Genomic DNA, 26354 nt, shown 5'->3' on the forward strand with positions numbered 1-26354 from the left:
CGTGAGGGGAACAGCGGTGTCCGATTATTCTGATAAGGTTGAGAAACATCGGATTCTCCTCGTGAATGACGATGGCATTCACTCGGAGGGCCTGGAGTTACTTGCTGAAATCGCCAGAGAATTTACCGATGACGTCTGGATTGTCGCGCCCGATGAGGAGAAGTCGGGCGCGTCCCACGCGATCTCGCTTTCGGTTCCGCTCAGAGTTCGACAGTTGGGCGAGAAGAAATTCGCTGTGAAAGGCACGCCTGCGGATTGCGTGTTGCTGGCGGTATGGGAATTGATGGTGGATGCGCCGCCGACGGTTGTCATCTCCGGGATCAATCATGGAGAAAATCTGGGAGATGATATGGCGTATTCCGGCACCACCGGTGCGGCGATGGAGAGCGCCATTCTCGGCATCCGCTCGATCGCGCTCAGCCAAGTGCGGACGCTTGGCCAGGTGCCTTGTCTCGATGCCGCCAAGCGCTACGGGGCCGGGATTGTGCGTAAGTTGCTCGAGTGTCCGTGGGAAAAGGGCATCGTCGTCAACGTCAACTTCCCGGATTTGCCGCCCGACGATGTCAATGGCATTCGCTTGACGAGACTGGGTAGCAGACTTCCCGGAACGTTCCGCCCAATGGCAGGCAAGGACGGCCGCAACATACCCTATTACTGGGTCAAAGTTTCCTACGATCCCGGCGAGATCGTTCCCGGAACGGACCTGGCCGCAATCAAGGCCGGGTCTATATCGATTACGGCTCTGCAGATCGACATGACTGCGCCGAATTTTACGGCAGCCTTGGGCAAGCTGTTCCCCAGCGACGAACCTGCCACACCCTGAACGTTACCAATTCAAAAACTGCGCACGCCTAAACGTCGAAATCGCAGTGCATTTTCCCTTCGAAACCTAACGGAAAGAGACAACATGAGTATCGCGGTTGCCAAGCCTGCCTTCGTGCAACAGCTCCAAGCGACGGGGGTTTCGGAGATTCGTCACGACTGGGAGCGTTCCGAAGTCGAGGGATTGTTCAACCTCGCATTTGCCGACCTCATCTTTCATGCATCGAGCATTCATCGAAAATATCACGACCCAAACAAGGTACAGCTCAGTCAGTTGCTGTCGATCAAGACTGGCGGTTGTCCCGAGGACTGCAGCTATTGTCCACAGGCAGCCCGCTATGACACGGATGTGACTGCGAGCAGACTGATGGCGGTCTCCGCCGTCGTTGAAGCGGCAAAGGCTGCTAAGGCAGCGGGTGCCAGCCGATACTGCTTGGGCGCCGCTTGGCGCAGCCCAAAGGATCGGGACCTGGAGCAGGTATGCGACATGGTTCGAGGCATCAAGCAAGAGGGTATGGAAGCTTGCGTCACGCTGGGAATGCTAACACCGAGCCAAACTGCCAAGCTGAAGCAGGCGGGCCTGGACTATTATAACCACAATATTGATACGTCGCCGGAACATTACGGTGATATTATTACAACAAGGACAATTGAAGATCGCTTGAACACAATTGAAAATGTGCGCTCGGCGGGAATCAATGTTTGCTCCGGCGGCATCGTCGGCCTGGGCGAAAGCCAGACGGATCGAGCGGGAATGCTGCAGACGCTGGCGAATCTGCCTGACCATCCCGAGTCCGTGCCGATCAATCAACTTGTGCGTGTAGAGGGCACGCCCCTGTCCGATACGGACAGCATCGACGCTTTCGACTTCGTCAGGACCATCGCGGTGGCGCGCATCCTGATGCCTCGATCGGCCGTGCGGCTTTCGGCTGGACGCGCAGAGATGGCCGACGAAGCCCAAGCTTTGTGCTTTCTCGCCGGAGCGAATTCAATCTTTTTCGGCGACAAACTCCTGACGACCGAAAATCCGCAACACGAAAATGACATGCGGCTTTTCGCTCGGTTGGGGATCACCCCTTTAAACCATCAACAGTGAGAGGATCGCAAATGGCCAGGTTGTTTGGAAAGATTGCCATCGTCACAGGGGCATCGGGTGGCATCGGCTCGGCGGCTGTCAGGCTCTTCGTGGAGCAGGGAGCCAAGGTACTCGCTGTCGATAAGCACGAGGACGCGCTTGCCGCTGCACTCGAAGGCCTCGACGCCAATGCGGTTAGTTATTTTGCAGCTGACGTTACGAAGGAGGCGGAAGTAGATGCGTATACGCAAGCAGCAATCACCCGCTACGGCGGGATCGACGTCGTTCTATTGAATGCCGGTGTATTAGGCGATCTGCTGCCGTTGACGGAATATCCCGTCGAAATGTTTGATCAAGTCACAACCGTCAATATGCGCGGCCCATGGCTTGGAATGCGCGCAGCTTTCCCGCATTTGAAGCGGCGGGGCGGAGGGAGCATAGTACTGACATCTTCCGTCCAGGGATTGTCGGCAATTCAGCACACCAGTGGGTATACTGCAAGTAAACATGCCGTTGTGGGCATGATGCGAGGAGCAGCCCTTGAAGGCGCTCAATTTAATATAAGAGTAAATACGGTCCATCCGGGGTTAACCGATACGAGGATGATGGGCAGCCTCCACGATCAGCTGGCGGAAGGCGAGCAAGCCCCACAGGACGTAATGGACGCCTGGGCCACTTCCGTCCCGATGCGCCGCTACGCGCGCCCCTCCGAAATAGCCAACCTCATGCTTTTTCTGGCCAGCGATGAATCGAGCTACTGCACAGGAAGCACATATGTCGTCGACGGCGGATTGCTGACCTCGTGGACGCCAACGACGACAGAGTAGCATCGAAGCATTTAATGGGGTCGGGACTGACGAATTCGCGGATAGTGTTCGGAAGCGTCGGTCCGCTTCTGCTGTCTGAATTTCAGGCCCCCTCGGTCCGTTGCATGATGCGCCCGGATTCGAACGGCCGCTAACAACTCCCGTCATCACAAGTCCTGTTGCGTTCTGGTTGGTGCCGTTAACCCCTCTTCGACAAGTGCCCCCCGCCAATCGGCCGATCGAAATCGCATTAAAAATACCCGCCGAACTCCGCCGCGAGTGTCATTGGCGACGACAATGAGCATGGGCGCTCACAAATTAATGATGTGGCACCCTGCACCAATTTCAAGGTCACCCAGAAGCAAGACTCCGTGGACCTGCAGGAACATTATCCCTCGAATAAGGACAATAACGTAAAATTAACAGGAGAGGCAGATGCGCACAAGTCGACAAATGGTCATGTTCCTATTGGCTACAACAGCTTTTCCCGCGGCGTCGTTCGCCCAGGAAGAGGCAGGGCAACCCGCTGAGCAGCAAACAGGCAAAACACCCTTGTTTTCCAGCGATATTATCGTCACCGCTAATCGGCGCTCGGAATCGATTCAGTCTGTAGCGGCATCGGTGATGGCCCTCAATGGCGAGCAGCTCGAGAATCTCGGGGTTCAGTCCGCGGGCGACCTGGCTGAATTGATCCCCAACGTCGACTTCAAGAAACAATGGGGCTCCAAGGGCAATGCCAGCCTCTTCTACGTCCGTGGAATTGGCCAGGCCGACTTCAATGAGGGGAGCGAGTCCCCTACAACGGTCTACGTCGACGATTTTTATATATTATCCAGTTCGGCCGTCGATTTTCAGACCGATGACATCGCGACCGCGGAGGTCCTTCGCGGTCCCCAAGGCACCCTGTTCGGTCGCAATTCGACCGCAGGTGCCGTCGTGATGCACACCAACCAGCCGACTTATAAGTTGGAGGGTAAGGCCAAGATTTCGGTCGGAAATTACGATAGTACGGCTATGTCAGGTGTTCTCAATATCCCGATCGTGCCGGACCGCCTTGCGATCCGCTTTTCGGTAATTCGTGAGAAGAACGGCCCGACTACGAAGAACTTGTTCGACGGTCCTGGCGAAGGTGCCAACGACACACATGAGGGAGATTTCTTCGCCGCCCGCGCCATCGTTCGTTGGGATCCGCTCGACAATCTGAGCGTCATCTACAAATACCAATATGGCCTTTCCAAGGGGCGCAACGGCGGTGACAGCTCTGAGCCCATGCTCCAGATCGCGGGCCAAACGATCATCAAGCCGGACGGAACGGACGGCTTTGGGTACAACCCTTCGCAGGCGGGTCAGGACAGTACCCATGTGTTCTCCGATGGCATCAACGACTTCCGCAACAAGGTGCAAAACCACCTTTTGACCGTAAATTATGAGGCGAGCGATCGGATCACATTGACATCCGTCACCGGCTATCTGAAGCAGCATAAGTTCACCCTCGAGGAATGCGATGGCACGCCTCGAACTATCTGCGCCGCTTACCAGACAAACGATCAGAAATACTGGACACAGGAACTCAGGGCGGCGGTTGACCTGGATCAGGCGCGGCTGACATTCGGCGGCTTCTACCTGCATCAGAAATACGCAAATCAATGGACATTGCCGATTATAAGCGGCACCGGCACGTTCCAAGGGCATGCCACCATTCAGCCCGGAGATACGGCTGGCGGTCTGGTGCAGTACACGCCGAACGACTCCAAGGTCAAATCTTACTCGGTTTTTGGCAATCTCTCTTATGACATCACCGACAAATTGACCTTGTCCGCCGGGCTTCGCTGGAATCACGAGCAGCGGGATTTCCACGAGACCGAAGGACTATATGCACATAATCATCCCGACACGGGACAATTTACGATTGGTGGCAACACATTCGGCATTCTTGTGCTGGATCAGGCAGGAATGCGGAACCTTATTGCCAATTACATCCTTGGCCCGGCGGATCCGGTTGGAGATCCGGTGGTTGATTTCACCGACACGTTCAAGACGAGTTTCGTCAATTACCAGATTGTGGCCGATTATAAGCTCACCCCGGACTCCTTGATCTATGCGTCGTTCAAGCATGGCGTCAAATCAGGAGGATTCAACAACGGTCTTGTTAACTATTCCGCCTTCGATCTCGGCGCTATTCCATTCAAGAATGAGGTAAATAATGCTTACGAAGTAGGATTGAAATGGCAGTCCTCGGATCATAGGATCCGCATCAATCCCGGCTTCTTCTACTACGACTACAAGAATTTCCAGGCCACGGCCTTCACGGTCATAAACGGCACGCTTGGCGTCCAAGTCATCAACAAGGACGCGATCGTATACGGCGCGGAAATCGATACTTGGGCAAATCTGGCAGCAGGTCTCGATCTGACATTCGGCGTGGGCTACGTCCATACGAAGGTGAAGGACGTCACCAATGTAGGCGCCGGGGTTGCGGTTACGGCCGATCGCGAACTTGGCTCCGCGCCGCATTTTCAGGGCAGCGGATCTCTGCGCTACGAAAAGGAAATATTCGATGGCCAGGGAAGTTTGAGCAACCAGGCAACTCTCAGCTACACGGGTTCACGCTTTGTGGACGTGCTGAACGACCCTGCGACCAAATTACCCGCCTATTTCAATCTCGGCTACAACATCACCTATGAATCTGTCGATGGGTGGCACGTATCGCTGTATGTCAAGAACCTGACCAACAATACTAAGCCGCTTCAGAAGTTCAACTTCGCCAGCCTGTTCAATACCGGCCAAGTCAACTATGCTCCGCCGAGGTTCTTTGGTGCGGAATTTGGGATAAAGTTCTGAAGTATTTTGGGTATGCAATAGTCAGAGGCGGGCGGCATTGGTATTGCCACATGCGCGATATTGATGCTGCCTGTCTCAAGCGCCACATATGGGCAAGGGCCAGCCCAATGTATGAGGCGGCCGGTGGCTATCGCCGAAGTTAAGGTCAGCCGGATGAAGAGAATATTTACTGATGCGAGCAAAGCGCTGGATGGCCTGTTGTTTGACGGCATGCACATCTCTGCGGGAGGTTTTGGCCTGTGCGGAATTCCGGAGCGCCTCATCGACGCCATTGTCGAAAGCGGCGTGACCGGGCTGACGGTTGCCTCCAACAATGCGGGGATAGACGGTGAGGGCCTGGGCAAGCTGCTCCGCACGCGTCAGATCAAAAAGATGATTTCTTCCTATGTCGGCGAGAACAAGGAGTTCGAGCGGCAATATCTGGCCGGCGAGCTTGAGGTCGAATTCTGCCCGCAAGGCACGCTGGCCGAAAGGATGCGTGCAGGTGGTGCTGGCATTCCGGGTTTTTACACAAGAACCGGCGTCGGCACACAGGTGGCAGACGGCAAGGAGGTCAAGAATTTTGGCGGGCAGGATTATATTCTCGAACGTGGGATATTTGCCGACCTGGCAATCGTGAAGGCCTGGAAGGCCGACGAAAGCGGCAACCTCGTCTTCCGCAAGACCGCGCGCAACTTCAATCAGCCAGCCGCAACGTGTGGAAAGGTCTGCGTGGTTGAGGTTGAGGAGATCGTCCCCGTCGGCAGCCTCGATCCCGACAGCATCCATTTGCCCGGTGTCTATGTTCAGCGGATGATCATCGGCGCACTTTATGACAAGAAGATCGAATTCCGAACCGTGCGCGAAAGGGAGGCGGCATAATGGCCTGGACCCGCGATGAAATGGCTGCCCGTGCGGCGAAGGAACTGCAGGACGGATATTATGTGAATCTCGGCATCGGCATCCCGACGCTGGTGGCGAACAACATTCCAGACGGGATTGAAGTAACGCTCCAGTCTGAGAATGGGATGCTTGGCATCGGGCCGTATCCCTATGCGGGGGAGGAAGACCCGGACCTGATCAATGCCGGGAAACAGACGATCAGCGAACTTCCTCAATCGGCCTATTTCGACAGCGCGGCGAGCTTTGCGATGATCCGCGGCGGGCATATCGATCTGACCGTGCTCGGCGCGATGGAAGTCGCAGAGAACGGAGACATCGCCAACTGGATGATCCCCGGCAAGATGATCAAGGGCATGGGCGGCGCAATGGACCTGGTCGCGGGCGTCAAGAAGATTATCGTTGTCATGGAGCACATCAGCAAAGACGGCAGCCCCAAGTTCATTCCTGCCTGCACGCTACCGATCACCGGCAGAAATGCCGTCGACATGATCATCACTGACCTGTGCGTGTTTCAGCGGAAAGACCATGACAGTCCGTTCAAGCTGATCGAGTTCGCGCCCGGCGTGACGTCGGACGAGGTGGCGAGCAAGACTACGGCTGCCTACACACCATGCGCAAAAAGGGCGGCCTGATGTTCGCGTCAGGAGAAAAGGTGTGATGGTTCAACAACTCAATTGCGCAGTCCTTGTTGATCGCCCATCCGCCCACACTTTACTTGTGACGATAGACAGGCCAGACGTTCATAACGCGGTCAATCGGGAGGTCGCCGAGGGTCTCGCACGCGCTGTTCAGATGAGCGAAGCGGATCCGGACATCTGGGTAGTCATCCTGACGGGAGCAGGCGGACGCGCGTTCTGTGCCGGCGCCGATCTGAACGAAGTGGCGGCCGGCAATCTCGATCGACTGTTCCTGCCGAACGGAGGTTTTGCTGGATTCGTCCATGCGGTCCGGACACGAGTCTGGATCGCAGCAGTGGATGGTTTCGCACTTGCAGGCGGCTTTGAAATTGCGCTCGCGTGTGATTTAATCGTCGCAGCCGAAAACTCGACCTTTGGATTGCCGGAAGTCAAGCGTGGCCTCATCGCTAGCGCTGGCGGAGTTTACCGGCTATCGAGGCTGCTACCGCGCAACGTCGCCAATGAGCTTATAGCAACAGGCGCACGACTGGACTGTGCTCGAGCTCATTCACTAGGCCTCGTCAACCATGTGGCGTGTAGTGGTGAAGCGGTCGATCAGGCAATTCGCCTGTCGTTGGCGATATGCGAGAACGCACCACTCGCCGTGCAGGAAAGCCTGAAGATCGCCAGATCGTCGCTGGACCATACCGATTATGAACTCGCCCAACTGAGCAATGAACGCCAGACATGGATCATGAAAACCCACGACTTCGCGGAAGGTCCGCGGGCATTCCTGGAGAAGCGCAAGCCCAACTGGACGGGCACATGAAAATGGAGCACCCACCGGTGCGGACATTGCTCGATGTCCCGCCTGAGCCGCTGAGCGATGTAGTCGATGCAGTTGACCGAAACGGTGCAGCGGCGCGCAATGCCGCGCGCAAGCAGCGCGTTCGCCATGCGTTTGACCAAGCTGACGCGTATGACGAAAATGCGTTTCTCCAAAAACAGGTTGCCCGGTATCTGGGCGCGCAAATTACCCGCCTTGGACTGAACGACGATGCGAGGATTCTCGAAGTGGGCTGCGGGACAGGTTTCCTGGCCGAGGCGGTGCTCAATCAGCTCCGCAGGCCGGACTGGCTCATGACCGACATCGCGCCGGCCATGGTCAATCGCTGCCGGCTGCGATTTCGCCATGAGCGAAACTTTCGGTTCGCGCTGCTTGACGGCGAGAATCCTAAGTTGCCGAAACGGGAAGCTCCGTTCGATCTGGTCTGCTCGAACCTCGCCGCGCAGTGGTTTGCGGATCTTCCCACGGCGCTGGAACGGCTCTTTGCATTTGTGAAGCCAGGTGGAGCATTGGTCGTCTCCACACTTGCGGATGGCAGTTTGGCCGAATGGGTCGAGGCCCATTCCGAGTTGGGCTATGTTGCCGGCACCCCATATTATCCGGGGCTGAGTACGCTGGGCGCCATTGAGCTGCAGGGCTCCCAACGACAGTTGGACGAGCGGCGGTTTCTCGATCGTCATGCCAATGGGTTAACATTCCTCCGTTCGCTCCGCGCCATCGGTGCCGGCACTCCGCGCGACGGTCACAGGCCACTTTGCCCATCGGAAATGCGCAAGGTTATCCGGCAGTTTGAAGCGAAAGGGGCTAACGTCACTTATCATGTCGCCATCTGCACGTTCACGCGCTGCGAACCTTAGATGCTCAACCATAGAAGCCGCGCCAATGGATGACAGCCTCCACCAAGATGCATGTCACGAACCGCCAAGACGCATTTCGTTATATCGCATAGTTGGTTGGCGGGTAAACTCGATATGCATCAAGCGGTGCAATTACCCGTGACGGCAACAAACTAGGCCGGCTAGCCCTCCGCCAACCTGCCGCCGGAATACCGTCAGAGGGTCGAAGCCCATTTCGGCCTTGGCGTTCCGGAAACGAAAGGAAATATATGAACACCGAAAGCAAGTCCGGTCGCAAAGTCATCATAACATGTGCGATCACCGGAAGCATTCATACTCCCTCGATGTCGCCCTATCTGCCGATCACGCCGGATGACATCGCCGAGGAAGCGGTAGCTGCTGCAAACGCCGGTGCTGCGGTGATCCATTTGCATGCACGCAATCCTGAAGACGGCAGGCCTACACAGGACCCCGCATTGTATGGGCAATTTCTGCCGCGCATCAAACAGGCGTCATCGGCGGTATTGAACCTGACAAGCGGCGGCGCCGTGACACTCAGTTTGGAGGAGCGATTGAAGCCGGCCGCCATGTTCGCGCCGGAGATCGCCTCGCTTAACATGGGCTCGATGAATTTCGGACTGTTCCCGATGCTGAATCGATTTAAGGACTTCAAATATGAGTGGGAACGGCCATACCTGGAAGGCAGCCGTGACGTAGTTTTCCGTAACACATTTAAAGACATAGCCTATATTCTAGAAAAGTGCGGTGATAACGGCACTCGATTTGAGTGTGAGTGCTACGATACGTCCCATCTCTATAACTTGGCGCATTTCCTTGACCAGAACCTTATTGAGCCACCACTTTTCATACAGTCCGTATTTGGCCTGTTAGGCGGCATAGGATCCCATCCGGAAGATATCATCCACATGAAGCGCACGGCTGATCGCCTGTTCGGGGATCAATATGTGTGGTCTGTCTTGGGTGCCGGTCGAATGCAAATGCCTGTCGCATGTCAATCACTCAACATGGGCGGTCACGTCCGCGTCGGATTAGAAGACAGTCTTTGGTGCGGACCTGGTAAACTCGCTCAATCAAATGCCGAGCAGGTCACTAAGATCAGAGGTATTATCGAAGATCTGGGCTTGGCGGTAGCTACATCCAGCGAGGCTCGGCAAATGCTGCGCCTAAAAGGTGCGGATAAAGTCAATTTTTGAAATTGAAATCTATAATAAGTATATGCAATATTATTGCATTGGTCAAAATATATATGTTGAAATTATTATAATATGAAATCATGCATCTCAATAATGCATATCGAGCATCAATCTGTGCTCGATAATATTTTGGCTAGGGGTCGCTATAGACGGTTGATCCCACAAGATGGTGTTGACTTTTCGTCGAACGACTATTTGGGCCTGGCAGGCTCGGCGCGGATCAAGCGCGCGATTGTGGACGCTATTGAACGGTGTGTGCCCGTCGGTTCGGGTGGCTCGAGGCTTCTACGCGGCAATCATGCCGAGCATGAGGCACTTGAGGCCGAGGCGGCGGCCTTCTTCGGGACCGAAGCCGCGCTGTTCTTCTCGAGCGGGTTTGCCGCCAATGGCGCCCTTTTCGCCAGTCTACCGCAGCGCGGCGATCTTGTCGTTTATGACGAATTGATTCACGCCAGTGTCCATGACGGGATCCGGCTTGGCCGGGCGCAGTCCGTTGCGGCTGCACACAATGACGCCAACGCCTTCGATGATGCAATCAGGGACTGGCGCCGGAATGGCGGAATAGGGCGTATCTGGATTGCTGCCGAGTCCCTCTACAGCATGGACGGCGACCGTGCGCCAATCGATGGGCTGGCAGAGATCGCGGACCGGCATGACGGCTTCCTCGTCATTGACGAAGCGCATGCGACGGGAGTCTTTGGCCCCGATGGCCGGGGCTTGGGCGCGCATCTCGATGGCCGGGACAATGTCATCAGCCTACACACATGCGGCAAGGCGCTCGGCTGCGAAGGGGCATTGCTCACCGGGCCAGCATTCATGCGGGAATTTCTCATCAATCGTGGAAGGGGCTTCATCTTTTCCACCGCACCTTCGCCGCTGATGGCAAGCGCAGTGCGCGAGGCGCTGCGGATCCTGGCGGATGAGCCCGAGCGGCGCGACAGGCTGGCAGCGTTGGCCGAGGATGCGCGCGCGCAACTGGTTCCGCTTGGGGGCGGCGCGCATCCTTCGCAGATCATTCCGGTCATTCTCGGCGACGATGTGCGTGCGATGCAGGCGGCCGCGGCTGTGCAACGTGCGGGCTATGACGTGCGCGGAATTCGCCCGCCGACTGTTCCCGCCGGGACAGCGCGGTTGCGCGTTTCCATCACGCTCAATGCCACCCATGCCGATGTTGCAGGCCTTAGCGAGGCCATCGCGCAGGCGCTGCGTTGAACCGCACTTTTGTTATCTCCGGCACGGATACGGACGTGGGGAAAACCGTGTTTGCAGCCGGGCTCGTGAGCGCTCTTGACGGTTATTACTGGAAGCCGGTCCAGGCGGGCCTGGAAGGCAGGACAGATGCCGAAACCGTAGCGGCTCTCTCCGGCCTCTCTACCGATCGCATCCTGCCTGAAGCCTATCGGTTGACCACGTCCTGCTCCCCGCATCGGGCGGCCGCGCTTGATGGCATTACCATCGATCATGCAAGGCTTATCTTGCCGCGTGTCGATGGCCCGCTGGTGATCGAAGGCGCGGGCGGCGTTGCCGTGCCGCTGCGCCCGGACTGGCTCCATCTCGACCAGTTCGCAGCCTGGCAGCTGCCAGTCATTATCGTCGCGCGCACTGCCCTCGGCACGATCAATCACAGCCTGCTGACCATCGAGGCACTGAAGGCACGCACCGTGCCGATCCACGGCATCGCCTATGTCGGCAAACCACACCAGGATAGCGAAGCGATCATTTCGACAATAGGCGGCATCAAGAGACTGGGACGGTTGCCACATCTGCCCGTGCTGGATGCACAATCGCTGCGCTCAGCCTTTCTGGCGAATTTCGACCTGGCCGACTTCGCATGACGAAGAGCCCGGTCTGGCATCCCTTTACCCAGCACGGCCTCAACGCGCCGATCCCGCTCGTCACGCGCAGCGAGGGCGCCGCGTTGTTTACCAAGGATGGCAGGCGGATCATCGACGGCATTTCCTCCTGGTGGGTGACGACGCACGGCCACAGCCATCCCCGGATCATGGCCGCGATTGCCGATCAGGCTGGCAAGCTCGACCAGATCATCTTCGCCGGCTGGACACACGAACCTGCCGAGGCGCTGGCACGCGGGCTGGTCGCTATGATGCCGCGCCCGCTCGACTATGTCTTTTATTCGGATAGCGGTTCAACGAGCGTCGAGGTCGCGCTCAAGATGGCGCTCGGATACTGGACCAATCGCGGCGAACCACGCCACCGCATTGTCGTGATGGAGCATAGCTATCATGGCGACACGATCGGCGCGATGTCGGTCGGCGCGCGAGGTGTTTTCAACCGTACCTATGCCGAGTTGCTGTTTGACGTGGGTCAGGTCCCATTTCCGTCTCCCGGCATGGAACAGGCAACCCTTGACGCACTCGAAGCCATGTGTCGCAATGAGGCGCCGGCAGCCTTTATCGTTGAGCCGCTCATCCTCGGTGCCGGTGGAATGCTGATTTACCCCGCCTGGGTGCTCACAGAAATGCGCGTCATCTGCGAGCGCCATGATGTGCTGTTCATTGCCGACGAAGTGATGACCGGTTGGGGCCGAACAGGCACGCTCCTGGCGTGCGAGCAAGCAGGCATCGTCCCCGACATTTTGTGCCTGTCGAAGGGCTTGACCGGAGGCGCAATTCCGCTGGCGGTGACAATGGCAACGCCTGCGATCTATGACGCACACTATTCGCTGGACCGGTCGCAGCTCTTCTATCATTCATCAAGTTATACCGCGAACCCGATTGCCTGTGCTGCCGCCAACGCCAATCTGGATATCTGGAGGGAGGAGCCGGTGCTGAAGCAGATTGTGACACTGGCCACACGGCAACGTGCCGCACTGGCCAAAATCTGCAGCCTGCCGGGCGTTGCCGATGCGCGACAATTGGGGACGATCACGGCACTTGACCTGGAGGCAAAGGAGCAAGGCTATCTTTCCACAATTGGTCCGCAGCTACTTACCTTTTTTGCCGAACAAAATCTGCTGCTCCGGCCGCTGGGCAATACCATCTATGTCATGCCGCCTTACTGTATTGATCAGACGGATTTAGCGACGATCTATTGTGCGATAAATGCATGGCTGGAAAGAGGCGAATGACATCGATCAAGGTGTCATGGGTGCGTTTAATGCCGCCGAGATTTTTGAACAATGAATCGGGCAGCGGTATGAAATAGTGCTGCTACACGATCGCTCACGCGATGCAAGTCGGGCGGCTTTTGCTTGTTGAATAGGCTTTGCCAGTTGAGAGTAAAGCCCCCGGCAACCATCTCAACTGACAATTATGCCGAGGTCTGGAAGCCGACTGTCTTCACGGAGACGGACGCGAAAAATATCGTTTTTGGCGCACCGGCCTAAAAACCGGCCTAAAATAAAATTTAGGACGGTGTCGACGTGCCGAAACCGGCAATTATATAATTATATCAAGGAAGGAAGTGGTGGACGCACTTGGGCTCGAACCAAGGACCCGCTGATTAAGAGTCAGCTGCTCTACCAACTGAGCTATGCGTCCATGCCGATCTGCGAAAAAAGTCCGCGCCTTGGTGGGTGCGTTCGCGATTGGAGGTGGGCGGTTAGCACTCGATTGCGGTGATTGCAAACCCCTTTGCGTGGCTTTTTTTACCAGCGCACCACCTGGCGGTTTTGGCGGTCGATGGACATTAGGATGCCGATGCAGATTAAGACGGTCATTTGTGCGGAGCCGCCCCAACTGACCAAGGGTAACGGGATGCCGACGACGGGTGCGAGGCCCATAACCATGAGAAGATTGATCGCGACGTAGAAAAAGATCGTGCTGGCAAGGCCGGCCGCGGCGAGCCGGGCGAACCGGGTCTGCGCGCGCATGGCAACGGTGATGCCCCAATTGATCAGCAGGAAGAAGGTCAAAATCAGCACCAGGCCGCCCAACAGGCCCCATTCCTCTGCCATCGTCGCGAAGATGAAGTCAGTATGACCCTCTGGCAGATAATCGAGATGGCTCTGGGTGCCGTTGAGGAAGCCCTTGCCGAAGATCCCGCCTGAGCCGATTGCGATTTTCGACTGGCTGATGTGATAGCCCGTGCCGAGCGGATCGCTCTCCGGGTTGAGGAAAACGAGGATCCGGTTGCGCTGATAATCATGCAGCAGGAAATTGACGGCGAGCGGGACAGCCGCTGCCATCGCCAAGGCGCCGCCAATGAACAAGCGCAACGGCACGCCCGCGAGGAACATCACGGTGACGCCACCGCCGACAATCATCAGCGCCGTGCCAAGATCGGGCTGTTTCATGACCAGCAATGCCGGGAAGAGGATCAACGCCGCTGCTGGCCAGATTGCGCCGAAACGCCGCGTTTCATTGGGGGGCAGGAGATCATAGAATTTGGCGACCGCCAGCACGATCCAGGGCTTCATCAGCTCGGACGGCTGGAGCCTGAACCCCATGCCAAGATCCAGCCAGCGCTGGCCGCCGCCACGCACCGCGCCGATCAGTTCGACGAGCACCAACATGAACACGAGAATGCCATAACCAGGCAGGGCGATCGTCCCCCAGATATTCTCGCGGACGCGCGACAGCATCACGGCGCCGGCAAGGAAGGCGAAAAGGCGGATGCCTTGCGGCAGCGCCCAGGGGCGCCAGGAACCGCCAGCTGCGGAAAAGAGGATGACCAGGCCGAAACAGCCAATGCCCAGCACCAGCAAAATGACGCGCCACGGCAGCTGGGCGAGCGGAGCGGGCACGAATTCATATTTCGAACTCATGGTTCGGGCGACTCCGTCGATCCTTCGGCGGCAATGCCCCCACCGCTGGTGTTGCCAACAATGGCAGCATTGGCCGTGCTGGCGGCAGCGGCAGCTGTAACCGCAGGGGCTTCTGTCGCCGCCGTTGCATTGGCTTCGGTCGCTGCTGCCACTGCTGATGGCGCGCCACCAGCGGCCAACCGATACTCCTCAGCTGACGCTGCCATCCGCGTGCGGATATCGCCACCCCAGCTGGGTTCGACCTCAGCCAGCGCCGCCACGGCACGATCACGATCGAACAAATAGGTCATGATATCGCGCCCGATCATCGGCGTATCGAGGTTGCGGACGGTATGGCCGTTATGTTCAAGCACGATGGCGGCGGCATAGCGCGGCTTATCCGCTGGCGCGAAACAGACGAACAGCGCGTGATCGCGCAGTTTGAAGGGGAGCTGGCCGTTTTTGAGCACGCCCGATGCGCGTTCGGCCATGGTGATCCGGCGGACCTGCGCGGTGCCGGTCTTGGCGGCGATTGCAACGCCCGGGACCAGCAAACGCGCCGCGCCGCCAGTGCCGCCTTCATTGACCACGCCGTACATCGCATCGCGCACCCGAGCGAGATGCGCAGGATCAATCCCGAGTGTCGGGGCAGGAGGCACCTGATCGGCCAGGATGCTGGGCTGCAATTGCCGGCCAGACGCGATCCGCGATGCCATGACTGCCAGCTGGAGCGGATTGGCGAGCACATAGCCCTGGCCGATTGACGCGTTGAGCGAATCCGCGACCGTCCATTCTTCCTTATATTTGGCGAGCTTCCAGGCCGGATCGGGCATGGTGCCAAAGCGCTGCGAAGCAAAAGGCAGATCGAATTTCTGCCCCAGGCCAAGAAGGCGGGCCACCGGGGCGATCCGGCCATAGCCAAGCCGCCGCGCCATTTCGAAGAAATAGATATCGCAGCTCTGCATGACCGCGTTTTTCATGTTGAGCGCGCCATGCCCACCGCGTTTGTGGCAGTGGAACACACCATTGCCAACGCGCATCGCGCCAGAGCAGCTCACCCGGTCTTCAGGATCAACGCCCGCTGCCATCAGCGCCAGGGCATTCATTGGTTTTACCGTGGAGCCAGGCGGATAGAGCCCCTGCAGCGTCTTGTTCATCAACGGCACGTGATCATCGTCTGACAGCATTTGCCATTCGAGATGACTAATGCCGTCGGAGAAGCTATTCGGATCATAGGCCGGCATCGAAACCATCGCGAGCATTTCGCCCGTCAGGCAATCGATCACCACGGCCGATCCCGAATTGGTGCCCAAGCGGCGGGCCGCATATTCCTGCAAGCCAATGTCGATTGTCAGCCGACCGGTTTTGCCGGGCTGATCGGTGCGCGACGCCAGTTCGCGGACCAGTTTGCCGCGCGCCGTGACTTCGATCCGCTTTGCCCCTGGCACGCCGCGCAATTCGCTTTCCAGCGCCTTTTCAAGGCCGTCCTTGCCGAGTTTGAAACCCGGTGTGACGAGCAAGGGATCGCGCGTTTTGCGATACTGTTCTGCGGAGGCCGAACCGACATAGCCGGTCAGGTGGGCAACCGCTGCCCCGCCGGGATAGTTGCGCGCAAAACCGCGCGTGGGGGCGACGCCCGGCAATTCCGGTAGCCGCACGCTGACCGCCGCAAAGCGCTCCCAATCCAGATTTTGCGCAACCTGCACCGGCTGAAACCCGGCTGCACCCTTTATATCAAGCTTGATCCGCTCGATATCCTCAGGCGTCAGCACCAGGATTTCCTTTAGCAGGGCAAAGACGCGTTCTTTGTCCTGCAGGCGATCGGGGATGATATCGACGCGGAAATCGGTGCGGTTATTGGCAATCGGCACGCCGTGGCGATCGACGATCCAGCCGCGACGGGGTGGCATCAGCGTCATGTTGACGCGGTTGCTCTCCGCCATCATCTGGTAATGTTCGTTTTCGGCGATCGAAAGCCAGCCCATCCGCGCCGCCAGAACCAGCCCGACGCCACCCTGCATCGCCCCCAGCGCCACCGCACGACGGGTGAAGCTATAGGACTGGTTCGCTTCAGTAACTATCCGGGTCGGACGGTTCATGCAGGTTTCCGTTTGCGGTCCAGCCAGGCGATAATCCTGGAAATCACCGGATACAGCATGATCGAGACGATCACCTGGAGCAACAGCACAGTATCGACATGCGCCCCGATCGGGGACGCTACCAGCCGACCGGCGATCAAGCTGGCGGCGATGGCCCCTGCCGCGAGCAGCCAGTCCTGCCAGAAATCGCGCCAGACCAGGCGTTGATCAAGCAGATCAATAACCAGAAAACCGATCATCCACAATAACATCGCGCTGCCCAGCGGCTGGCCGCTGATCAGATCGTCGAACAATCCGAGCAATAATGGCGACCAGATCGGTAAGGCATCGGGGCGGGCCAAGCGCCAGCCCAGCAGGATCATCAGGCCGAAGGGCGGTAAAATCGGGAAGGTGAAAATCATCGGCAACAGCGTCAGCGCCGACCCGGCCATCACGGTGAGCGCGGGAACTGTCGATGCAGACTGTTTCGGTGCGTTGGCATCATAGGGGCCAAGGATCGGATCGCTCACGGCTTGGCGACCTGTCCTTCAGCGGGCGGCATCGGCAGGAAGGCGCGCTGGACCAGCGCAAAATCAAGCGTGTCAGGCTGCGTGAAGGTGCGGGCCAAGGCGATGTCGTTGCCCTTTCGGACGACACGGGCAACGGGGATATTGGGGGCATAGATGCCACCGGTGCCCGATGTGATGAAGATGTCGCCGGGATCAAACCGTGCATTGATCAGATTGACTGAGCGGATTTCAATCCAGCCATCGCCACGACCGGCGGCAATGGCGGGTAAGCCATCCCGCATCCGGCGAACGGGCACGATGCTTTCCGGATCGGTCAGCAACAGCACGCGCGCGGTATTGGGGCCGGCTTCCAAAATGCGCCCCACCAGTCCTTCTGGCCCGCGGACCGGCTGGCCGACGGCCACGCCCTGCCGAAAACCGGCATTGAGCACGGCAAAGCGCCGCGTGCTCGACGCGCTTGAGCTGACCAGCCGCGCCGTTGTTACCGGGGCGCTGGTCCGCTCGCGCAGCGCGAGCAATTTTTTGAGCCGCCGATTATCATAGGACAGCGCGCGCGCGCGCATCAGCACAGCGCGTGAATCCTCGATCTGCTTGCGCAGCGCTTCGTTGCGCTGTTTGACCGCGAAATAATCATTGATCCCGCCGGGCACGGAAATGATGCCGCGCCCAATCGCCCCAAAGCCCGAAGAAACGGGCGTAGTCAGTTCGGCAACAGCAAGCCGAAACGCTGCGAAAGTCGCCGGATCAAAGGTCGACAGCGCCAGCAAGGCGGCCGCAACCAGCGAACCGGCAACCGCCACCACATAGCCCATGAACAGGCCATATTGCGCGCGCCGTGAAAATCCGGGGCGCCGGGGACGAGACGACGCCAGAGCCATCTACGCTATCGCCCGCTTATGCCGTTAACAACACGCCGCGGAAGACGGGGTCTTCCAGGGCGCGGCCAGTGCCCATGGCCACACAGGTGAGTGGATCGTCGGCAATCGTCACGGGAAGGCCGGTTTCGTCGCGCAGTACTTCGTCAATGCCCTTCAGCAGCGCACCGCCGCCGGTAAGCACAATGCCCTGATCGACGATGTCAGCGGCCAGTTCTGGCGCGGTGTTTTCCAGCGCGACCCGGACGCCTTCGACGATCGTGCCGACGGGTTCGCTGAGCGCTTCGGCGATCTGGCCCTGGTTGATCGTGATTTCCTTGGGCACGCCGTTGACGAGATCGCGGCCCTTGATGTGGATCGTCTGGCCAATGCCGTCTGCTGGCGCCTTGGCAACGCCGACTTCCTGCTTGATCCGCTCGGCAGTTGCTTCGCCGATCAACAGATTATGGTTGCGGCGGACATAGGAGACGATGGCTTCGTCCATCTTGTCACCCCCAACGCGCACTGACGTGGTATAGGCAAGGCCGCGCAGCGACAGCACGGCGACTTCGGTGGTGCCGCCGCCGATATCGACGACCATCGACCCGATTGGCTCCGTGACGGGCATGCCGGCACCGATTGCAGCGGCCATTGGTTCTTCGATCAGCCAGACCTGGCTGGCACCGGCGTTTGACCCGGCATCGCGAATGGCGCGGCGCTCGACCGAGGTGGAGCCCGACGGCACGCAGATCACGATTTGCGGCCAGCGCATGAAGCGCCTCTGGCCGTGGACCTTGTGAATGAAATGCTTGATCATCTGTTCGGCGACATCGATGTCAGCGATCACGCCGTCGCGCAGCGGGCGGATGGCCTGGATGCTGTCGGGCGTTTTGCCCATCATCAGCTTTGCGTCGTCGCCGACCGCCTTGACGCGCTTCACGCCGTTGATCGTTTCGACCGCCACCACTGAGGGTTCGTTGAGGACAATGCCGCGGCCCCGGAGATAAACGACCGTGTTGGCCGTGCCGAGATCAATCGCCATATCGTGCGACATCAAATTGAAAAACCGCGAGAAAATCATCTACATTCCCGTCAATGGCTGCGCCCGTTCCGGCAACAGCAGTTCGCACTTACGATTCGCTTCCGGCGTCAACCGAATATGCCTATTCGAAACCGACAAAGCTTGGAAAATCCACGCTCTGGTTGGTTGTTGATGCGGGTCGCGGAATGCCGCCGATTGGGCTAGACAGCCCCCCATGTCAATACGCCGCTTGCCTGAACATCTCGTCAATCGCATTGCTGCTGGTGAAGTGGTGGAACGCCCCGCCAGTGCGTTGAAGGAACTCGTTGAAAACGCTTTGGATGCTGGCGCATCCCGAATTGCGATCAAGCTGGCCGGCGGGGGTATCGATCTGGTCGAGGTGATCGACGACGGGATCGGCATGACGCCGGACGACATGGCCTTGGCGCTGGAGCGGCACGCAACCTCCAAATTGCCGGATGAGATGATCGATGCGGTGACGACGCTGGGGTTTCGCGGCGAAGCGCTGCCCTCAATCGCCAGCGTCGCGCGGATGACGCTGGAAAGCCGGGTCCGTGGGAGTGAAGGCTGGCAGCGGATTATCGATAATGGCGTCCTGGTCAGCGAAGGGCCGGCTGGCCTGCCGCCGGGCACCAGAGTGCGGGTTGAGGGGCTGTTTGAACGCGTCCCCGCGCGTCGCAAGTTTTTGCGGAGTGCGCGCGCTGAATATGCCGCGTGCATGGACGTTGTCCGGCGCCTTGCCATGGCACGGCCCGACATTGGTTTTGCGCTCGATCATGACGGGCGCAGTGCGCTCAATGTTGCGCCAGCGGCGGGGCGGCCGCAGCGCGTTGCGGCGCTGACTGACCGGGCGCTGATTGAAAACAGCGTGGCAGTTGATCTGGAACGCGAAGGGATCGTGCTGGGCGGGGTGGCGGGCTTGCCGACCTTCAATCGCGGCATTGCCGATCACCAATATCTGTTCGTCAATGGCCGCCCCGTGAAGGACCGGTTGCTCGTTGGCGCGGTGCGCGGGGCCTATGCCGATGTGCTGGCGCGTGACCGGCATGCGGTGGTGGCGCTGTTCCTGGACGTGCCGAGCGATATGGTCGATGTAAATGTCCATCCCGCCAAGACCGAGGTGCGCTTTCGCGATCCCGCCCTGGTGCGCGGGCTGATCGTTAGTGGCTTGAAGCAGGCGCTGGGCGAGGCGGGGCATCGCAGCATGCAGCGGCCCGATGAAGCGGCGCTGGCGGCGTGGACGCGCGAGCCGGTGGTGGCGTCGCCGCAAGCCGAGATTTGGGGGCAGGGGGGCAACCGCTCATCGGCCGTTTATGATCGCCGCCCCGGCTTCATCACCCCACCGCCGCAGGGGCGCGCTGAGCCTGCCTATGCGCCCCCGCCTGAGACGAGCGCGTTTCCGCTGGGCGTGGCGCGCGGGCAGGTGGCGAAGACCTATATCGTCGCTGAAGCTGAGGATGGGCTGGTGATTGTCGATCAGCATGCCGCGCATGAACGGCTGGTGCTTGAACGCATGCGGCGGGGCCTAGCCAATAATGGGCCGGGCGGCGGGATTGCGGCACAGGCTTTGCTGTTGCCCGAAGTGGTGGAGTTGGAGGAAACTGCGTGCGACCGGCTTGATGCGCGGATTGGCGAGCTGGCCGATTTCGGGCTCGATCTGGAACGCCTCGGTCCGCGCGCCATGCTCGTGCGCAGCGTGCCGGCGATGCTGGGGCAGGGCGATGTGGTGGGCCTCGTCACTGACCTGGCCGACGAACTCGCGGCGTATGATGAGGCGCTGTCGCTCAAGGAGCGGCTGGACCATGTCGCGGCGACGATGGCGTGCCATGGATCGGTGCGGGCCGGGCGGGTGCTGTCGGTCGCCGAAATGAACGCGCTGCTCCGCGAAATGGAGGTCACGCCGAATTCGGGCCAGTGCAACCATGGCCGCCCGACCTGGGTGAAGCTGGCGCATGGCGACATCGAAAAGCTGTTTGGGCGGAAGTGATTTGATGCGGCTGACCTGGCGCATTCTGGCGCTGCTGGTGACGGGATGGGCTGTGCAGGCAGGTGCGCAGGTGCCGGTGCGTCAGCCGGATCAACAGCTCACCGGCACAATCACCCGCGCGGATTATCAGCGGTATCGCGCGGTGCCCTTTACCGTGCCGCGCGGGACGGAGCGGCTGGTGGTGGCGTTTGATTATGACCAGCGCGCGCAGAAGACGGTGATCGATCTGGGCGTTGAGGACCAGCACGGCTTGCGCGGATCAAGCGGCGGGAACAAGGCGGACTTCACGATTGCGGAGAGCGACGCGACGCCATCCTATCTGCCCGGTCGGATTGAGCCGGGGCGGTGGCGACTGGTGCTGGCGGTGCCCAATATCCGGCCCGGCATTACCGCCCGCTGGACGGCGCGGATCTGGTATCTGCGGGCAGCCGAGGCCGAGCTGGCCGCATCGCCGCTCGCGGATCGAGGCCCCGGCTGGTATCGCGGTGACCTGCACCTGCACAGCGCGCATAGCGACGGCACGTGCCCCAGCCAGAGCGGGAAGCGCGTGCCCTGTCCGGTGTTCAAGACGCTGGAGACTGCCGCCGAACGTGGCCTGGATTTCGTGGCGATCACCGATCACAACACGACCAGCGCGCAGGCGGCGATCCGCGAGGCGCAGCCCTATTTCGATCGGTTGTTGCTGATCCCCGGGCGTGAGATCACGACCTTTTTCGGGCATTTCAACATCTTCGGCGTGAGCGCACCGATTGATTACCGGATTACGCCAAACGGCCCGGTGAGCTTCAACGCGATTGCCGATCGCGTCCATGCTTTGGGCGGAATCGTGTCGATCAATCATCCGGCCTTGCCATCCGGAGAGCCATGCATGGGCTGCGGCTGGGCGATGCCGGGTGCTGATCTGGCGCGGGTCGATGCGATTGAAGTGGTGAATGGCGGCGCGGCGTTGCTGCCCGGCGGGGTCGAGGGGCCGCTATCAGGCATGGCCTTTTGGCTGAAGACGCTGCGTGCACAGCGGCCGGTGACTGCAATCGGCGGCAGCGACAATCATGACGGCGCGCAAACCGCCCCAATCGCCGGGAGCGTGGGGCGACCGACGACGGTGGTATGGGCCGACGGGCTGACCCAACGCGCCGTGCTGGCTGGGCTGCGGGCTGGCCGGGTGTTTATCGACATTGGCGGCATGACGGAATCGATGCTCGATCTGCGCGCGTCGAATGGGCGGACAACCGCAGCGATGGGATCAATATTACCTGCAGCAGCGGGCGACCCGTTGACCGCCCATATGACGGTGCATGCCATGCCCGGCGCGCGGCTTGATCTAATGGCGGGCGATGCGGTGATCACCAGTGTCGCGATTGATGACGCGCGGGATGTTGATTTGCCGATCGATCGGCATGAGCGGCCGTTGCTGGTGCGCGCTGTCGTTCGTGCACCCGATGGCAAAGTCATCCTGATGAGCAATGCCGTCACCATTTCAGGTCCGGACAAAATGGATCGATGATGATTGGGCGATTACTGGGCTAGATCAGCGTGCTTGAAGTTTGAGTCGTCACCCCGTTTGTCCTGAGTAGGGGCTGAGCTTGTCGAGGAGCAGCAGGTCGGATCGTCCCCCAGACGATCCTGAAAGATGCGGGGCATGTTTCACCTGCTGCTTATCGAAGGACCTGCCCCAAGCGCCGTCCTTCGATACGCCATTTCGACAAGCTCAATGGCTACTCAGGACCAACGGATTATATTTTCAGCGCGATGCTCTGTTGATGCCAGGCAGGTGTTGAGAAACGGGTCGCGCGGCCATAAGCTGCGGGAATGACAACGCCTTCACCGACGGCACTTGTGATTGGGGCGGGCATTGCCGGGCTGGCGTCCGCCATTGCGCTGGAGCGCGCTGGCTTCAGCGTGCGGGTGGTTGACCGGGCCCCGGTGCTGGCACCGATGGGCGCGGCGCTGAGCATCTGGGCCAATGCCGTTGATGCGCTTGATCAACTGGGTGTCGGCCCGGCCTTGCGCGATCAGGGCACCCGGATTGACCAGATGGCGGTATTCAGGCGCGATGGCCGGCCGGTGATTGGGCCGCGTCAGGTCAATGACAGCCCCTATCCCGGCGCGCGGTCCTACATGGTGACGCGGGCGGCGCTGCAATCAATATTGCTGGCCGCGATCGATCCAGCCTGCCTTACATTGGGTGTCGCCATGACCGAGGTTACCCAGGATGCAGGCGGTGTCTCGGTGCAGCTCGATACTGGCACCAGCATCAGCGGCGACATCGCGATCATCGCGGATGGGATATGGTCTAGTCAGGCGGGGGCGATGCTTGGCGGCAAGCCCCGGCATGCCGGCTATGGCGGGGTGCTCGCATTGTCCGATCCCGTCGCGGGTGAGTCGGGCGCGCATGCTGCCCATGAATATTGGGGATTGGGCGCGCGCTTTGGCGTGTTCGATATCGGCGGCGGGCGGCGATATTGGTTTTACATGCGCAATGAGGCGGATTCAGCCGAGGCCCGTTTGCTGACCCATGCGCAAATTGCCGATACGGCGCGGGATTGGATGCCCGAGATTGGCGCTGCCATCGCCGCAACACCGGCTGATCGCCTGATCCCGTTTTCGATCCACGCCAAGCCGCCGCCCATCCGCTTGGGCAAGGGCCGCATCCTGTGCGTTGGCGATGCAGCGCATGCGATGGAGCCAAATCTGGGGCAGGGCGCGTGCCAGGCGATTGAGGATGCGGTCGCACTGGGCGTCATCGCGCGCACCCGGCCCGTGTCAGCGATTGTCGATGGCGTCGAACGGCTGCGGCTGAAGCGGATCGCGCATTATGTGAAGCAATCGGCCGAGGGAGCCCGCGCATCGCATAGCCGATCGGCGCTGACGCGCGGCGTGCTGAAAGTCGCCCTCGGCATGGCTCCGGCGGCGCTGACCAACCGGGTGATTTCAGGCATGCATGTGTTGCCGGATTACCCCGCGTTGGCGCGCGACGGCTGACGGTTCGCTGGTTTTTTTGCGGCTCGACTCATTTTTTCATGGCGCTGCGTAACCAAGCCGCCGGCCCCCGCGAATAGCCATTGTGACCCGCAAGGTTCTCCGGTCTCCCCCCCTTCCGGGACCCTGATCGCAGGTCACGCAGTGTTAGCGTAAAGTCCGGTTCAGGTGAAAAAGGTGCGCCCATGAAGCACGTAGTTCCCATCATCCTCGCGCTTATCCCCCTCGCGGCGGTGCTTGGTGCCTATGTCGCTGTTCCCTGATCCGTGGAAAATCGGCCGATAAGTTTAGGCCGATAGCGAGTGGCGCAAAAATGAAGGGCCGTCCGGATCATTCCGGGCGGCTCTTTTTTTGCGCTTCCGTCGTCGCGCAAAAGCCATGTTCTGGGTGCCATCACAGAGGCGAGAAGAAAACCGGTGGTGTCTCAGTTTGAGTTTTGACGGATCGGCTGTCGCATACGGGCGGCAATGCCTATAAGCTTATCGGAAAGCATGGAGGCGATATGCATTTGAAGCGACTTGCGCCGGGTGAATCGGCTCCAGAGGGTTGGGACTGCATAACAGTAGAGTGCCACCCGGGTGGCAGCTGCCATGTCAGTGGCGCAATTGCTCATGCCGGTGGTGCCGTGTTTCGGCGAACAGCATATGGCAGCAGGGAAGGCGCGGAGCGTGCAGGGGTAAATTGGGCGGCAGCACTTGGCTGCGAGATTGTCTATCTGGAGACTTTCGATGCCTAAACTCCCAACGGATAGAAGAGTCCAGCCCAAGCCATTGGCCTTGCGGTGATGAAAGGCAAGATCGCTACTGGCGAGATTGAGGATTCGCGTGAGACTGTTCCCCGTCAGCGCCTTTGGCACATATTTGAGGTCGTGATTTGAGGAGGATGTGCTGGCTCTGATTGACGCCGATGCGCCAGCTTCTAAGGTTCGCGGACCGTACAAGAAGCGGAGCGCGCAGGGAGTGGAGAATGAACGTACAGCACACAAGCAATGTCAGCCCCGGACACTCCATTGAGCTAGGCGAGTCCACATGGGACCCGCAGGGTGCTCGCTCTATTCGGGATCGGTGGGTTACTCAGGCGGGGGGTTTTAGCCCACGAAGCTCAAGCGAGGTTCCAATAGCGTCGCTTGTCCCGATGCTAACTTTCGCTGCTCGGCACGATGAACTAACCGCCTCCGAGTGCGCCGCAATCATTTCCGAGTTGGCGCAATCCGTTCGACGGCAACACCCTTAAATTCAAGCTGCGTCTCGAACAGAAAACCCGGTGCGGTGCGATAACAATTGGCTAACCGGTTAAGATGAAAAAAGGCCGCCCGGATGACTCCGGACGGCCCATATTTTCGTCGGCTTATCGCGATCAACCTTCGGTCGGTTCCTCGGCTGCTTCTTCGGCCACCACTTCGGCGGTCGCGCCGGGCTCAGCGTTGGGATCATAATCCTCGGTGAAGCCGGCTTCGTCCTTTTCGAACATCGCCTCCATCACGTTGACGCCCTTGGCCTGCATTTCGGCTTCTTCCGGCGAACGCGCGATGTTGACCTTGATCATCACCGAGACTTCGGCGTGGAGCGAGACCTTCACGTCATAGATGCCGATCGCCTTGATCGGCTTGTTCAGCACGATCGCGTTCTTCGGGACCTTGTGACCCTCGGCATCGAGCGCCTCGACCAGATCGCGTACCGCGACCGAGCCGTAGAGCTGGCCGGTGTTGGACGACTGGCGGATCATCGTGACGGTGACGCCGTCAACGGACTTTGCTTCTTCCTGCGCAACCGCACGACGCGCGGCGTTTTCGGCCACGATCCGCTCACGGTTGGTTTCGAACACCTTGCGGTTGGCAGCGTTCGAACGCAGCGCCTTTTTGTTGGGGAGCAGGAAATTCCGGGCGAACCCGTCCTTTACCTTGACGACGTCGCCGATGGCACCGAGCTTCTCGACGCGTTCGAGCAGGATGACTTCCATGTCAGTCCCTCCTTACTTAACGATATAGGGCAGCAAGCCCAGATGACGGGCGCGCTTGATTGCCTGGGCGAGTTCGCGCTGCTTCTTCGCGCTCACCGAGGTGATGCGCGACGGGACGATCTTGCCGCGTTCGGACACAAAGCCCTGCAGCAGGCGGACGTCTTTATAGTCAATCCGGGGGGCGTCCTTCGCGGAGAAGGGGCAGCTCTTGCGGCGGCGGAAAAATGGGCGTGCCATTGTCTATATGCTCCTTATTCGCCGTCAAAGTCACGACGGGGGC

Annotated in this window: 22 protein-coding genes and 1 tRNA gene; 15 read left to right on the forward strand and 8 right to left on the reverse strand. The window is 59.5% G+C overall.

Annotated features, from left to right (window positions below):
• Positions 1-16 precede the first annotated feature (16 nt).
• From surE to B7Y43_RS09380, 12 genes are all read left to right on the forward strand, one after another.
• Complete coding sequence (gene surE, locus B7Y43_RS09325; protein ID WP_374131368.1) at positions 17-823, forward strand: 5'/3'-nucleotidase SurE; 807 nt, start codon at positions 17-19, stop codon at positions 821-823.
• 84 nt (positions 824-907) lie between these two features.
• Positions 908-1918, forward strand: a complete 1011-nt coding sequence (gene bioB, locus B7Y43_RS09330) for a biotin synthase BioB (RefSeq protein ID WP_374131369.1) — start codon at positions 908-910, stop codon at positions 1916-1918.
• An 11-nt stretch (positions 1919-1929) separates the two neighbouring features.
• Positions 1930-2724, forward strand: a complete 795-nt coding sequence (locus B7Y43_RS09335) for an SDR family NAD(P)-dependent oxidoreductase (RefSeq protein WP_374131370.1) — start codon at positions 1930-1932, stop codon at positions 2722-2724.
• A gap of 414 nt (positions 2725-3138) precedes the next feature.
• Complete coding sequence (locus B7Y43_RS09340; protein ID WP_374131371.1) at positions 3139-5544, forward strand: TonB-dependent receptor; 2406 nt, start codon at positions 3139-3141, stop codon at positions 5542-5544.
• Between the two features lie 153 nt (positions 5545-5697).
• Positions 5698-6405, forward strand: coding sequence for a CoA transferase subunit A (locus B7Y43_RS09345; protein WP_374131390.1), 708 nt, complete (start codon positions 5698-5700; stop codon positions 6403-6405).
• Positions 6405-7058, forward strand: coding sequence for a CoA transferase subunit B (locus B7Y43_RS09350; protein ID WP_374131372.1), 654 nt, complete (start codon positions 6405-6407; stop codon positions 7056-7058). Before B7Y43_RS09345 ends, B7Y43_RS09350 begins: the two co-directional genes overlap by 1 nt.
• Before the next feature lie 25 nt (positions 7059-7083).
• A complete protein-coding gene (locus tag B7Y43_RS09355) occupies positions 7084-7872 on the forward strand; it encodes an enoyl-CoA hydratase-related protein (RefSeq protein ID WP_374131373.1) in 789 nt (262 codons plus the stop codon).
• Entirely contained in the window at positions 7869-8747 is an 879-nt protein-coding gene (locus B7Y43_RS09360) for a methyltransferase (protein ID WP_374131374.1), read from the forward strand. Before B7Y43_RS09355 ends, B7Y43_RS09360 begins: the two co-directional genes overlap by 4 nt.
• Before the next feature lie 248 nt (positions 8748-8995).
• Entirely contained in the window at positions 8996-9940 is a 945-nt protein-coding gene (locus tag B7Y43_RS09365) for a 3-keto-5-aminohexanoate cleavage protein (RefSeq protein ID WP_374131375.1), read from the forward strand.
• Positions 9941-10033: 93 nt separating this feature from the next.
• Positions 10034-11152: an 8-amino-7-oxononanoate synthase gene (locus tag B7Y43_RS09370; protein WP_374131376.1), complete on the forward strand. Its 1119-nt coding sequence runs from the start codon at positions 10034-10036 to the stop codon at positions 11150-11152.
• Entirely contained in the window at positions 11149-11775 is a 627-nt protein-coding gene (gene bioD, locus B7Y43_RS09375; RefSeq protein WP_374131377.1) for an ATP-dependent dethiobiotin synthetase BioD, read from the forward strand. The genes B7Y43_RS09370 and bioD overlap by 4 nt, the downstream gene beginning before the upstream one ends.
• A complete protein-coding gene (locus tag B7Y43_RS09380) occupies positions 11772-13028 on the forward strand; it encodes an aspartate aminotransferase family protein (RefSeq protein ID WP_374131378.1) in 1257 nt (418 codons plus the stop codon). Before bioD ends, B7Y43_RS09380 begins: the two co-directional genes overlap by 4 nt.
• Positions 13029-13364: 336 nt before the next feature.
• Here B7Y43_RS09380 and B7Y43_RS09385 read toward each other — a convergent pair.
• The 6 genes from B7Y43_RS09385 to B7Y43_RS09410 all read right to left on the reverse strand — a co-directional run bounded on the left by B7Y43_RS09385 (position 13365) and on the right by B7Y43_RS09410 (position 19188).
• Positions 13365-13440: transfer RNA gene (locus B7Y43_RS09385), tRNA-Lys, on the reverse strand.
• 107 nt (positions 13441-13547) lie between these two features.
• On the reverse strand, positions 13548-14666 hold the full coding sequence (rodA, locus tag B7Y43_RS09390) for an FtsW/RodA/SpoVE family cell cycle protein (RefSeq protein ID WP_374131379.1): 1119 nt from the start codon (positions 14664-14666) through the stop codon (positions 13548-13550).
• Positions 14663-16744, reverse strand: a complete 2082-nt coding sequence (gene mrdA, locus B7Y43_RS09395; protein WP_374131380.1) for a penicillin-binding protein 2 — start codon at positions 16742-16744, stop codon at positions 14663-14665. The genes rodA and mrdA overlap by 4 nt, the downstream gene beginning before the upstream one ends.
• Positions 16741-17253, reverse strand: coding sequence for a rod shape-determining protein MreD (locus B7Y43_RS09400; protein WP_374131381.1), 513 nt, complete (start codon positions 17251-17253; stop codon positions 16741-16743). The genes mrdA and B7Y43_RS09400 overlap by 4 nt, the downstream gene beginning before the upstream one ends.
• Positions 17250-18125, reverse strand: coding sequence for a rod shape-determining protein MreC (gene mreC / locus B7Y43_RS09405; protein WP_374131391.1), 876 nt, complete (start codon positions 18123-18125; stop codon positions 17250-17252). Before mreC ends, B7Y43_RS09400 begins: the two co-directional genes overlap by 4 nt.
• 22 nt (positions 18126-18147) lie before the next feature.
• Positions 18148-19188 carry a rod shape-determining protein gene (locus B7Y43_RS09410; RefSeq protein WP_374131382.1) on the reverse strand — a complete coding sequence of 347 codons (1041 nt, stop codon included), beginning with the start codon at positions 19186-19188 and terminating at the stop codon, positions 18148-18150.
• Between the two features lie 175 nt (positions 19189-19363).
• Here B7Y43_RS09410 and mutL point away from each other — a divergent pair, with 175 nt between their 5' ends.
• The 3 genes from mutL (at position 19364) to B7Y43_RS09425 (ending at position 24118) form a co-directional block, all read left to right on the forward strand.
• Complete coding sequence (gene mutL / locus B7Y43_RS09415; RefSeq protein WP_374131383.1) at positions 19364-21136, forward strand: DNA mismatch repair endonuclease MutL; 1773 nt, start codon at positions 19364-19366, stop codon at positions 21134-21136.
• Positions 21137-21140: 4 nt separating this feature from the next.
• Positions 21141-22640 (forward strand): CehA/McbA family metallohydrolase, encoded by a 1500-nt coding sequence (locus tag B7Y43_RS09420; RefSeq protein WP_374131384.1) that lies wholly within the window; start codon positions 21141-21143, stop codon positions 22638-22640.
• A 305-nt stretch (positions 22641-22945) separates the two neighbouring features.
• The gene (locus B7Y43_RS09425; RefSeq protein WP_374131385.1) at positions 22946-24118 is read left to right on the forward strand and encodes an FAD-dependent monooxygenase; all 1173 of its coding nucleotides are present in this window, start codon (positions 22946-22948) and stop codon (positions 24116-24118) included.
• A gap of 1353 nt (positions 24119-25471) precedes the next feature.
• Here the strand turns inward: B7Y43_RS09425 and rplI are convergent.
• Both rplI and rpsR read right to left on the reverse strand, forming a co-directional pair.
• Positions 25472-26074: a 50S ribosomal protein L9 gene (gene rplI, locus B7Y43_RS09430; RefSeq protein WP_374131386.1), complete on the reverse strand. Its 603-nt coding sequence runs from the start codon at positions 26072-26074 to the stop codon at positions 25472-25474.
• Between the two features lie 12 nt (positions 26075-26086).
• Positions 26087-26311, reverse strand: a complete 225-nt coding sequence (gene rpsR / locus B7Y43_RS09435; protein WP_010543816.1) for a 30S ribosomal protein S18 — start codon at positions 26309-26311, stop codon at positions 26087-26089.
• Positions 26312-26354: the final 43 nt, after the last annotated feature.

The organism is Sphingomonas sp. 28-62-20, assembly GCF_002281505.1.

What these genes read in the sequence shown, in the direction of transcription:
- B7Y43_RS09340 (WP_374131371.1), top strand. Translation starts at nt 3,139, where the DNA reads ATGCGCACAAGTCGACAAATGGTCATGTTCCTATTGGCTACAACAGCT.
- B7Y43_RS09350 (WP_374131372.1), top strand. Translation starts at nt 6,405, where the DNA reads ATGGCCTGGACCCGCGATGAAATGGCTGCCCGTGCGGCGAAGGAACTG.
- B7Y43_RS09380 (WP_374131378.1), top strand. Translation starts at nt 11,772, where the DNA reads ATGACGAAGAGCCCGGTCTGGCATCCCTTTACCCAGCACGGCCTCAAC.
- B7Y43_RS09365 (WP_374131375.1), top strand. Translation starts at nt 8,996, where the DNA reads ATGAACACCGAAAGCAAGTCCGGTCGCAAAGTCATCATAACATGTGCG.
- B7Y43_RS09360 (WP_374131374.1), top strand. Translation starts at nt 7,869, where the DNA reads ATGAAAATGGAGCACCCACCGGTGCGGACATTGCTCGATGTCCCGCCT.
- B7Y43_RS09420 (WP_374131384.1), top strand. Translation starts at nt 21,141, where the DNA reads ATGCGGCTGACCTGGCGCATTCTGGCGCTGCTGGTGACGGGATGGGCT.
- B7Y43_RS09370 (WP_374131376.1), top strand. Translation starts at nt 10,034, where the DNA reads ATGCATATCGAGCATCAATCTGTGCTCGATAATATTTTGGCTAGGGGT.
- B7Y43_RS09425 (WP_374131385.1), top strand. Translation starts at nt 22,946, where the DNA reads ATGACAACGCCTTCACCGACGGCACTTGTGATTGGGGCGGGCATTGCC.
- rplI (WP_374131386.1), bottom strand. Translation starts at nt 26,074, where the DNA reads ATGGAAGTCATCCTGCTCGAACGCGTCGAGAAGCTCGGTGCCATCGGC.
- bioB (WP_374131369.1), top strand. Translation starts at nt 908, where the DNA reads ATGAGTATCGCGGTTGCCAAGCCTGCCTTCGTGCAACAGCTCCAAGCG.
- rpsR (WP_010543816.1), bottom strand. Translation starts at nt 26,311, where the DNA reads ATGGCACGCCCATTTTTCCGCCGCCGCAAGAGCTGCCCCTTCTCCGCG.
- B7Y43_RS09410 (WP_374131382.1), bottom strand. Translation starts at nt 19,188, where the DNA reads ATGATTTTCTCGCGGTTTTTCAATTTGATGTCGCACGATATGGCGATT.
- mutL (WP_374131383.1), top strand. Translation starts at nt 19,364, where the DNA reads ATGTCAATACGCCGCTTGCCTGAACATCTCGTCAATCGCATTGCTGCT.
- B7Y43_RS09355 (WP_374131373.1), top strand. Translation starts at nt 7,084, where the DNA reads ATGGTTCAACAACTCAATTGCGCAGTCCTTGTTGATCGCCCATCCGCC.
- mrdA (WP_374131380.1), bottom strand. Translation starts at nt 16,744, where the DNA reads ATGAACCGTCCGACCCGGATAGTTACTGAAGCGAACCAGTCCTATAGC.
- B7Y43_RS09345 (WP_374131390.1), top strand. Translation starts at nt 5,698, where the DNA reads ATGAAGAGAATATTTACTGATGCGAGCAAAGCGCTGGATGGCCTGTTG.
- rodA (WP_374131379.1), bottom strand. Translation starts at nt 14,666, where the DNA reads ATGAGTTCGAAATATGAATTCGTGCCCGCTCCGCTCGCCCAGCTGCCG.
- B7Y43_RS09335 (WP_374131370.1), top strand. Translation starts at nt 1,930, where the DNA reads ATGGCCAGGTTGTTTGGAAAGATTGCCATCGTCACAGGGGCATCGGGT.